This window comes from Halobacterium bonnevillei, from assembly GCF_009831555.1.
GTDB classification, from domain to species: domain Archaea; phylum Halobacteriota; class Halobacteria; order Halobacteriales; family Halobacteriaceae; genus Halobacterium; species Halobacterium bonnevillei.
Window position 1 is genome coordinate 1 of the sequence record NZ_WUUU01000145.1, and the last position, 7,517, is coordinate 7,517.

At 69.0% G+C, this 7,517-nt stretch carries 7 protein-coding genes; 3 read left to right on the top strand and 4 right to left on the bottom strand.

The annotated features are described in order from the left end of the window. Nucleotides 1–308: 308 nt before the first annotated feature. Nucleotides 309–1,721, bottom strand: coding sequence for a cryptochrome/photolyase family protein (locus GRX66_RS14380; RefSeq protein ID WP_159527176.1), 1,413 nt, complete (start codon nt 1,719–1,721; stop codon nt 309–311). Nucleotides 1,722–1,787: 66 nt separating this feature from the next. After that, the gene (locus tag GRX66_RS14385; RefSeq protein WP_159527177.1) at nt 1,788–2,231 is read right to left on the bottom strand and encodes a PaaI family thioesterase; all 444 of its coding nucleotides are present in this window, start codon (nt 2,229–2,231) and stop codon (nt 1,788–1,790) included. A gap of 96 nt (nt 2,232–2,327) precedes the next feature. Here GRX66_RS14385 and GRX66_RS14390 point away from each other — a divergent pair, with 96 nt between their 5' ends. Continuing rightward, nucleotides 2,328–3,884: a long-chain-fatty-acid--CoA ligase gene (locus tag GRX66_RS14390; protein WP_325064129.1), complete on the top strand. Its 1,557-nt coding sequence runs from the start codon at nt 2,328–2,330 to the stop codon at nt 3,882–3,884. A 131-nt stretch (nt 3,885–4,015) separates the two neighbouring features. Here the strand turns inward: GRX66_RS14390 and GRX66_RS14395 are convergent, their stop codons facing one another. Together GRX66_RS14395 and GRX66_RS14400 are read right to left on the bottom strand one after the other, a co-directional pair. Next, entirely contained in the window at nt 4,016–4,846 is an 831-nt protein-coding gene (locus GRX66_RS14395) for a DUF5694 domain-containing protein (protein WP_159527179.1), read from the bottom strand. A 91-nt stretch (nt 4,847–4,937) separates the two neighbouring features. Further along, the gene (locus GRX66_RS14400) at nt 4,938–5,822 is read right to left on the bottom strand and encodes a winged helix-turn-helix domain-containing protein (RefSeq protein WP_159527180.1); all 885 of its coding nucleotides are present in this window, start codon (nt 5,820–5,822) and stop codon (nt 4,938–4,940) included. A gap of 145 nt (nt 5,823–5,967) precedes the next feature. On the opposite strand from GRX66_RS14400, the gene GRX66_RS14405 reads away from it, so the two are divergent. Then, entirely contained in the window at nt 5,968–6,969 is a 1,002-nt protein-coding gene (locus GRX66_RS14405) for a TIGR04024 family LLM class F420-dependent oxidoreductase (protein WP_325064130.1), read from the top strand. Nucleotides 6,970–7,071: 102 nt separating this feature from the next. Next, the coding region (locus GRX66_RS14410; RefSeq protein ID WP_159527182.1) for a quinone oxidoreductase family protein at nt 7,072–7,517 on the top strand (446 nt) is incomplete at its 3' end.

Sequence of the window (7,517 nt, forward strand, 5' to 3'; positions counted from 1 at the left end):
CGCGGCGGCAGTGAGGTCGGGGACGAGCGCGGTGCCAGCGGCGGCGCCGAGCGACTGGAGGACGGTGCGGCGGGTCTGGTCGACCATGCCAGCGGGGATGCCGCCGGTCGAAGTTTGTAATTGACCGCGAACGAACAGTACAACAGCCCCTAGTCGTCGGTAAGGCCGCCGTACGTCGCGTTAGCCGGCCGTCACGAGGTCGTCGCCCGGGAGCGCGTAATCGGTCACTGCGAGAATTTGAGCACACACCTACGTCGGAGCTGACTCGGCGCTCCGGTCTCTTAGACCCCCGAACGGGACGGAGACGGTCAGTCGTCTTCGCCGCGCGCCCGTTCGAACATCGCGAGCGCGTGCTCTCGCCGCTCGCTGTGGTCGACGATCGGGTCTGGGTACTCGGGCGCACGTTCGGCGCGCTCGTCGGCGTCGAGGTCCGGCCACGCGTGAATCTGCTCGGCGGGCACGCCCCGGAGTTCGGGGACGTACTCGGTGATGTACTCCGCGTCGGGGTCGTAGCGCTCGCCCTGCGTCGTCGGATTGAAGATGCGGAAGTACGGCTGAGCGTCCGTGCCCGTGGAGGCGGCCCACTGCCACCCGCCGTTGTCGTTGGCGGTGTCGTGGTCAACGAGGCGCTCCCGGAAGTGGTCGTAGCCCGCGCGCCAGTCCAGCAGGAGGTCCTTCGTGAGGAACGACGCCACGATCATGCGCACGCGGTTGTGCATGAACGCCTCGTCGCGGAGTTGCCGCATCCCCGCGTCGACGATGGGATAGCCGGTCTCGCCGCGCTTCCACGCCTCGAGTGCGGCTTCGTCGTCCCGCCACTCGATCGGGTTCGCGTAGTCCTTGTAGTTCTTCGTGACCACCTCGGGGTTGAACGAGAGGACCTGCGCGTAGAACTCCCGCCAGGCGAGCTGGCCCTGGAACTCCACGACGCTCTCGCGTTCCGCCTCGCCGTCTGCGGCAGCACGCGCCGCCTCGGTCCGCTCGAACACCTCGCGAACGCCGATCGTTCCGAACTTGAGGTGCGGTGAGAGCTTCGACGTGGCGCCCTCTGCGGGGTAGTCCCGCATCTCCTCGTACCGATGGATGTCCGCCTCGCAGAACGACTCGAGGCGCTCGCGGGCCGCCGCGGTGCCCGCCGGCGGGACGGCTGCGTCAGGGTCGTCGAAGCCGAGGTCGGACAGCGACGGAATTGCTCCGCCGGAGACGGCCGCGAGGTCCCCGGGAGCCGGTTCGGGCGCGGGGTCGGCCTTCTCGCGGTCGCGCCACTTCTTCCAGAAGTACGTGTAGACGGCGTACGGGTCGCCGGCGTTCGTCCGAATCGCCCCGGGTTCGTGGTGGACGGCGTCGTGGAACTGCTCGTGGGTAATCCCGGTGTCGCTCAGCGCGGCACGCACTGCCCGATCGCGCTCGTCGGCGAGCCCGGAGTAGTCGTGGTTCCAGACGACGCGGTCGGCGTCGTACTCGCCGGCGAGCCGCGGCAGCACCGCCGAGGGGTCGCCGTACCGCACGACGAGGTCGCTGCCCAGGTCGCGGTAGCGCTCCCGGAGGCCGTCGAGGGCGTCCAGCATAAACGCAACCCGGGGCGGCCCCGCGTGCTCCATGACGCCGTCGTCGAAACAGAACACGGGCACCACGTCGCCGAATTCGTCCCCGTCAGCGGCCGCAGCGAGACCGAGGTTGTCCGCCGTGCGGAGGTCCCGGCGGTGCCAGAAGAGCTGCATGCCCCCTACGTGGCGCGGCTCGCGCGAAAAAGTACCGGTGCCCGCGGCGCGCGCAGTTCGCGGCCGTCAGTTGAAAATGCGGAAGGAACCGCGGCCGACCGCGACCTCCTCGGTGTCGCCGTCCGGTTCTTCGGCAGTCACTGAGACCTCCGCGACGCCCACGGTCGACCCGACGCGAACGACGCTGGCGTCGGCGACGAGGTCACCGCGTGCTGGCCGCAGGTACGAGACGTTCAAGTCGATTGTCGCCACGCCCGCGCCGACGGGCTCTTCCAGCGCCGTTCGGACCGCGAGGCCGCCCGCCGTGTCGATGAGCGTCGCCGCGATGCCCCCGTGGACGTTCCCCTCGCCGGCGCCGTGGTTCGTGAGCTTCTCGTCGTACGGGACGCGCAGCGTCATCTCGCCGTCGCCCGCGGATTCCACGTCGAGGTCGAGGAACGACAGGAACCCGTGGTCGTCGACGTACGACTGGATGAACGCGGACGCGTCGTCGGCGTCGAAACCGGTCATGCGTCTGGATGGGACGGGACCCGGGAAAAGCCCACCGAGTCGGAAGCACCGTCGGCTACGCGAATCTTCTTGCCGCCGTCCCGCGTTGGGTCTCTCGTGACCAACTTAGTCCGCACCATCGAATCCGTCGTCGAGTCTCAACCGGACCGACCGGCGGTCGTTTACGAGGACCACGAACTGTCCTATGGGGAGTTCTGGGCGCAGACCGGGCAGTTCGCGGCCGCGCTGCGCGAGCACGGCGCCGAACCGGGCGACCGGGTCGCGCTCTACCTCCCGAACCTCCCGCAGTTCGTGGTGGCGTTCCACGGCGCGCTCCGCGCGGGGTGTGCCGTCGTGCCGATGAATCCCCAGTACAAGAGCCGCGAGATCTCGCACCTGCTGTCGGACTCCGGCGCGACGACGGTCGTCGCGCTCGCGGACGTGGTGCCGTTCGTCGAGGACGTGTGGGACGACACCAGCGTCGAGCGCGTGGTTACCGTCGGGGGCGACACCGACACCGGGACGCCGTTCCGGGAGTTTCTCACCGAGGGCGACGACAGCGTCGCGGATCGCGCGGACGACGACGTCGCCGTCCAGCCGTACACGTCCGGGACCACCGGGAAGCCGAAGGGCGTCCAGCTCACCCACCTGAACCTCACCTCGAACGCCGAGCAGTCGATCGGCATCGTCGAGGGCGACGTCCAGCCCGAGGACCGGAAGATCGGCGTGCTGCCGCTGTTCCACATCTACGGGATGACGGTGACGATGAACGCGGCGCTGTTCGCCGGCGCCGCGTTCTATCCGCTGCCGTCGTGGGACGCACAGGAGGCGATGGCGCTCGTCGCGGACGCGGACCTCACGCTGTTCGACGGCGTCCCCGCGATGTACAACGACGTCATCAATCAGCCGAACGCCGAGGCGTTCGACCTGTCGTCGCTGCGCCAGTGCACGGTCGGTGGGTCGGGCATCCCAATCGAGGTGCTGCGGCGGTTCGAGGAGCTCTACCCCGTGAAAATCTACGAGGGCTACGGGCTCACCGAGACCAGCCCGGTCACGCACTTCAACAGCCCGAACTGGGGGCGCCGCGTCGGCTCCATCGGCAAACCGCTGGAGGGAATCGACGCCCGCATCGTCACTGAGGACTTCGAGGACGTCCCGCCAATCGAGACGGGGCCGGTCGACGAAGACGAGGCGGACATGGACGAGATTACCGGCGAACTCGTCGTCGCGGGCCCGAACGTCATGAAGGGGTACTCGGGGCTCCCGGAGGCAAACGAGGAAGCGTTCACCGAGGCCTACGGAAAGCGGTGGTTCCACACTGGCGACCTCGGCTACCACGACGAGGACGGCTACTTCTACGTCGTCGACCGGAAGAAGCACATGATCAACACCGCGGGCTACAACGTCTACCCGCGGGAGGTCGAGGAACTCCTGTTCGAGCACGACGCCGTCGCGGACGTCGCCGTCGCAGGGATTCCCGACGACCGCCGCGGCGAGACGGTGAAGGCGTTCGTCGTGACGGCGCCCGACGCCGACGTGACGGAAGACGAACTCAAGCAGTTCTGCCTGGAGCGCCTCGCGGAGTACAAGCACCCCCGCGAAATCGAGTTCGTCGACGAGCTCCCCCGCACGACGACGGGGAAGGTCCAGAAGTTCGAACTCGTCGACGAGTAGCGAGTCGCAGGAGCGTCCGGTACCGTCGGTCGCCCGTGCGGTCAGTCGCGAGTCCGACCTGGTCGGGAAAGTGGACGTCCGCGCCGGACGCGTCACATCGAACCGCCAGTACGTCTGTTCCGGGGCCGGAGTCAGGCCTCGAGGACGGGGAGCGGACTGACCGGACAGAGCAACGGGACGTTGTCGAGGAGGTGGCGCAGGATGTGGACGTGACCCACTCCGACGACGAGTAGCAAGCGGTCGGCGTCGGTCTTCCCGGCTACGAGTCGGAGGTTCTCGGTAATCTTGAGGTTGCGTTCGTACCAGCCGGTGAGCAGACGCGACCCGACGTAGCGCTCCTCGGGGCCGCCGAACGCGGCGGTGAACTGCGCACGGTCGTTCGCTCGGAGGTGCTGTTCGCGGTTCTGGCACGCGAGGAACTCGGTGACTGCCGAGTCGCCCCACACCTCGACGGGGTCGTGGGACTCGGGTGCCAGCGACGCCGGGAGCTTCTCGGACCCGGCGGCGACCTGTGCGTGGAGCCACTCCCCGTCGACATCCCGGTCGAGGTGGGCGGCCATGTCCATCATGTAGTCGACGGCGTGGACGCGGTCGTGCCCCAGGCGTTCCGCGAGGCGGAACCCGACCTGGACGACCTCGCTCTGGCACGTCACTTCCGGGTCATCCAGGCCCATGCGGGGCGACTCGAAGGTCGTCTGTTCGGCGTAGTCGCGGTCGCCGGTCTCGTAGTCGCAGTAGATATCGTCGACGTGGTCCTGGTGACGGTGCGAGCGTTCGACGCAGACGCCGTCCGGCGCCCAGTCCGCGAAGCGCGCTATCAACTCCTCGAACTCTCGCTGTCGCTCCGCCGAGAGCACGCCCTCGACGCGGGGGCTATCGAGGTGGTTCGTGCCGAGCAACAGCACGCGAGTCTGTTCGGGTTCGGGCGTCGGCCAGCGGGACTCGCAGTCAGTCGATGTCACGGGTGACTGCACGGCAGCACCCGACGTAACTGTTCGCAGAACGTCACTTCTGTTCGAGCCGCGATAGAACTGTGTTTCTATTCGACGGCTGTCACTCTGTCCGGACTTCGAGCACGTCGAGGTCGCCGTCGAACACGAACGTCCGCGTCTCGTCGCCGAGCGGAATCGGGAGGACGATTCGCACCGGGTCCATCGACTCGACGGTGCCGCGACCGACCTCCAGCCACGGAATCTCCCACGCCGGCGTCGTTCGAACGTCGATGCCGTGGTCGTCGTGGTAGGCAGCGACCTTCGGATGGGAGAGCACGGCCAGTTGGACGGCGGCGTTGTACGCGTGGCCGCACCGTTGGCAGTCGTGATAGACCATACCGAGCAGGTCGCTCTCGGCGACCCATTCGGGGGCGTCGTCGTCAGTAGTGAAGTAGAGGCGTCGGTCCAGCGGTCCGTAGCAGTTCAGGCAGATGCCGGCGTCCACCGCGGCGGCGACGACCCGGTTCCAGCGGCCGACCACGGCGGGCGCGTCCTCGACCGGTTGGTCCGCCACCAGGCCGGCGGGCACCTGCGGGTTGGTGAACATCGCTTCGCAGTCCTCGCAGTCGATGGTGACGCCCTGATCGCGGAACCGCGCGACGAGCGACCCGCCGCAGTTCAGGCACTCGCCGTCGACGGACACGGGGTCGGCGTCGAGCGCGGCCGTGTACCCGCCCGCGAGCACGGCGCCGACGAGGCGCTCACCAGGCGGCGTGACCGCGTAGCCCTCGTCGGTCTTCGCGACGAACTGGTCGGTGAGTTCGCCGAGGTGGTAGTTGAACCGTCCGGGGTCGTCAACGCCGGCACGGTCCCGCAGTTCGGAGAACGACAGGGGGTCGTCGGCGGCCTGCAGCGCGCGGAGGACGGCGAACCGCGTCTCGTCGCTGACAAGCGCGAACGCCTCCTCGGGTGTGAGGCGGTCGATTCGGGGGTCCTCGTCGGGCATACGTGCCCCATCGACAGCGTGGCGGTTCAGTGTTCGCCCTCCGGGACGGGGTACCAGTTCAGTGGTCCGTCGAGCGCGCGGAAACGGAGCGCGGGTTGTCACTCGTTGACGCAGTTTTATGCGACGGTGCAGCCAATCTCGATGCGTGACTGACCGCACCGTCCACCTCCCTGTCGCCGCACAGGACTCCCTCGACGACGTCGTCGGCATCGGCGAGCACGCGGAAGCGCTGGGCTACCACCGGGCGTGGTTCCCGGAGACGTGGGGCCGCGACGCCGTGACCGCGCTCGCCGCGCTCGCCGACGCCACCGACGACATCGGGCTTGGGACCAGCATCGTGAACACGTACTCGCGCAGTGCCGCGCTCCTCGGACAGACGGCCGCCACCCTCCAGGAGCACTCCGGCGGCCGGTTCCGCCTCGGCCTCGGACCCAGCGGCCCCGCCGTCATCGAGGGCTGGCACGGCGAGGAGTTCGACCAGCCGCTGCGACGCACCCGCGAGTACGTCGAGGTCGTCCGGCGCGTGCTCTCCGGCGACCAGGTCGACTACGACGGCGACGTCGTGCAGACGCGCGGGTTCCGCCTGCGACAGACGCCGCCGGACCCGGCGCCCGACATCGACGTGACGGGCATGGGACCGAAGGCGGTGGAACTCGCGGGCCGGTTCGCGGACGGCTGGCACGGACTGATGTTCACGCGCGACGGGTTCGCAGACCGTCTGGACGACCTCGAGCGAGGCGCAGAACTCGGAAATCGAGACGTCGACGACGTCCGGACCACGTTCGTGTTGCCGTGCTGTGCGCTCCCCGACGGCGATCAGGCCAGGGACCTCGTGCGCCAGCACCTCGCCTTCTACGTCGGCGGCATGGGGACGTTCTACCGCGACGCGCTCGCCCGGCAGGGCTACGAGGACACCGCCGAAACCATCTACGACGCCTGGCAGGCGGGCGAACGCGAACGAGCGATCGGTGCCGTCGGCGACGACCTGCTGGACGCGCTCGGCGCCGCCGGCACGCCAGAGGAGGTCCGCGAGCGCGTCGCCGAGTTCGAGGCACTGGACGGCCTCGACGCCGTCGCCGTCTCGTTCCCGCGGGCCGCCGACCGACCGGTCATCGACAAGACGCTGGAGGTCGTCGCGCCGGAGTGACTGTTCGGCCGAACGCTCTCCAGTCGTTCCGGGGTGAAACCCGGGCCGAGTTGTCGGCCGTTTGACCCCGTTTTTTGCGGCCGGCGCTCGTGGACTGTGTGTATGCAGGTAATCGAGGTCACGGAGTTCGGGGACGCCAGCACGCTCGAGCGCGTCGAACGGGAACGGCCAGACCCCGGACCGGGCGAGGTTCGCATCGACGTGAAGGCGGTGGGCGTGAACTTTGCGGACGTGATGCAGCGCCGCGGCCACTACCACGGCGGCCCGCAGCCCCGGTACGTGCCGGGGATGGAGGCCGCGGGCGTCGTCGACGCGGTCGGCGAGGGCGCGGAACGCGAGGAGGGTGAGCGCGTCGTCGCCATGGTCGACGGCGGCGCCTACGCAGAGTACGTCACCGCCCCTGCGGTCGCGCTGTTCGACGTTCCGGAGGGCACGTCGTTCCGGGAGGCCGCGGGGTTCCCGGTGCAGTTCCTCACCGCGCACCACTGCCTCCACGAGTGGGGCGGCCTCGAGGCGGACGAACGCGTGCTCGTTCAGGCGGCGGCGGG

What these genes read in the sequence shown, in the direction of transcription:
- GRX66_RS14380 (WP_159527176.1), bottom strand. Translation starts at nt 1,721, where the DNA reads ATGCAGCTCTTCTGGCACCGCCGGGACCTCCGCACGGCGGACAACCTC.
- GRX66_RS14385 (WP_159527177.1), bottom strand. Translation starts at nt 2,231, where the DNA reads ATGACCGGTTTCGACGCCGACGACGCGTCCGCGTTCATCCAGTCGTAC.
- GRX66_RS14400 (WP_159527180.1), bottom strand. Translation starts at nt 5,822, where the DNA reads ATGCCCGACGAGGACCCCCGAATCGACCGCCTCACACCCGAGGAGGCG.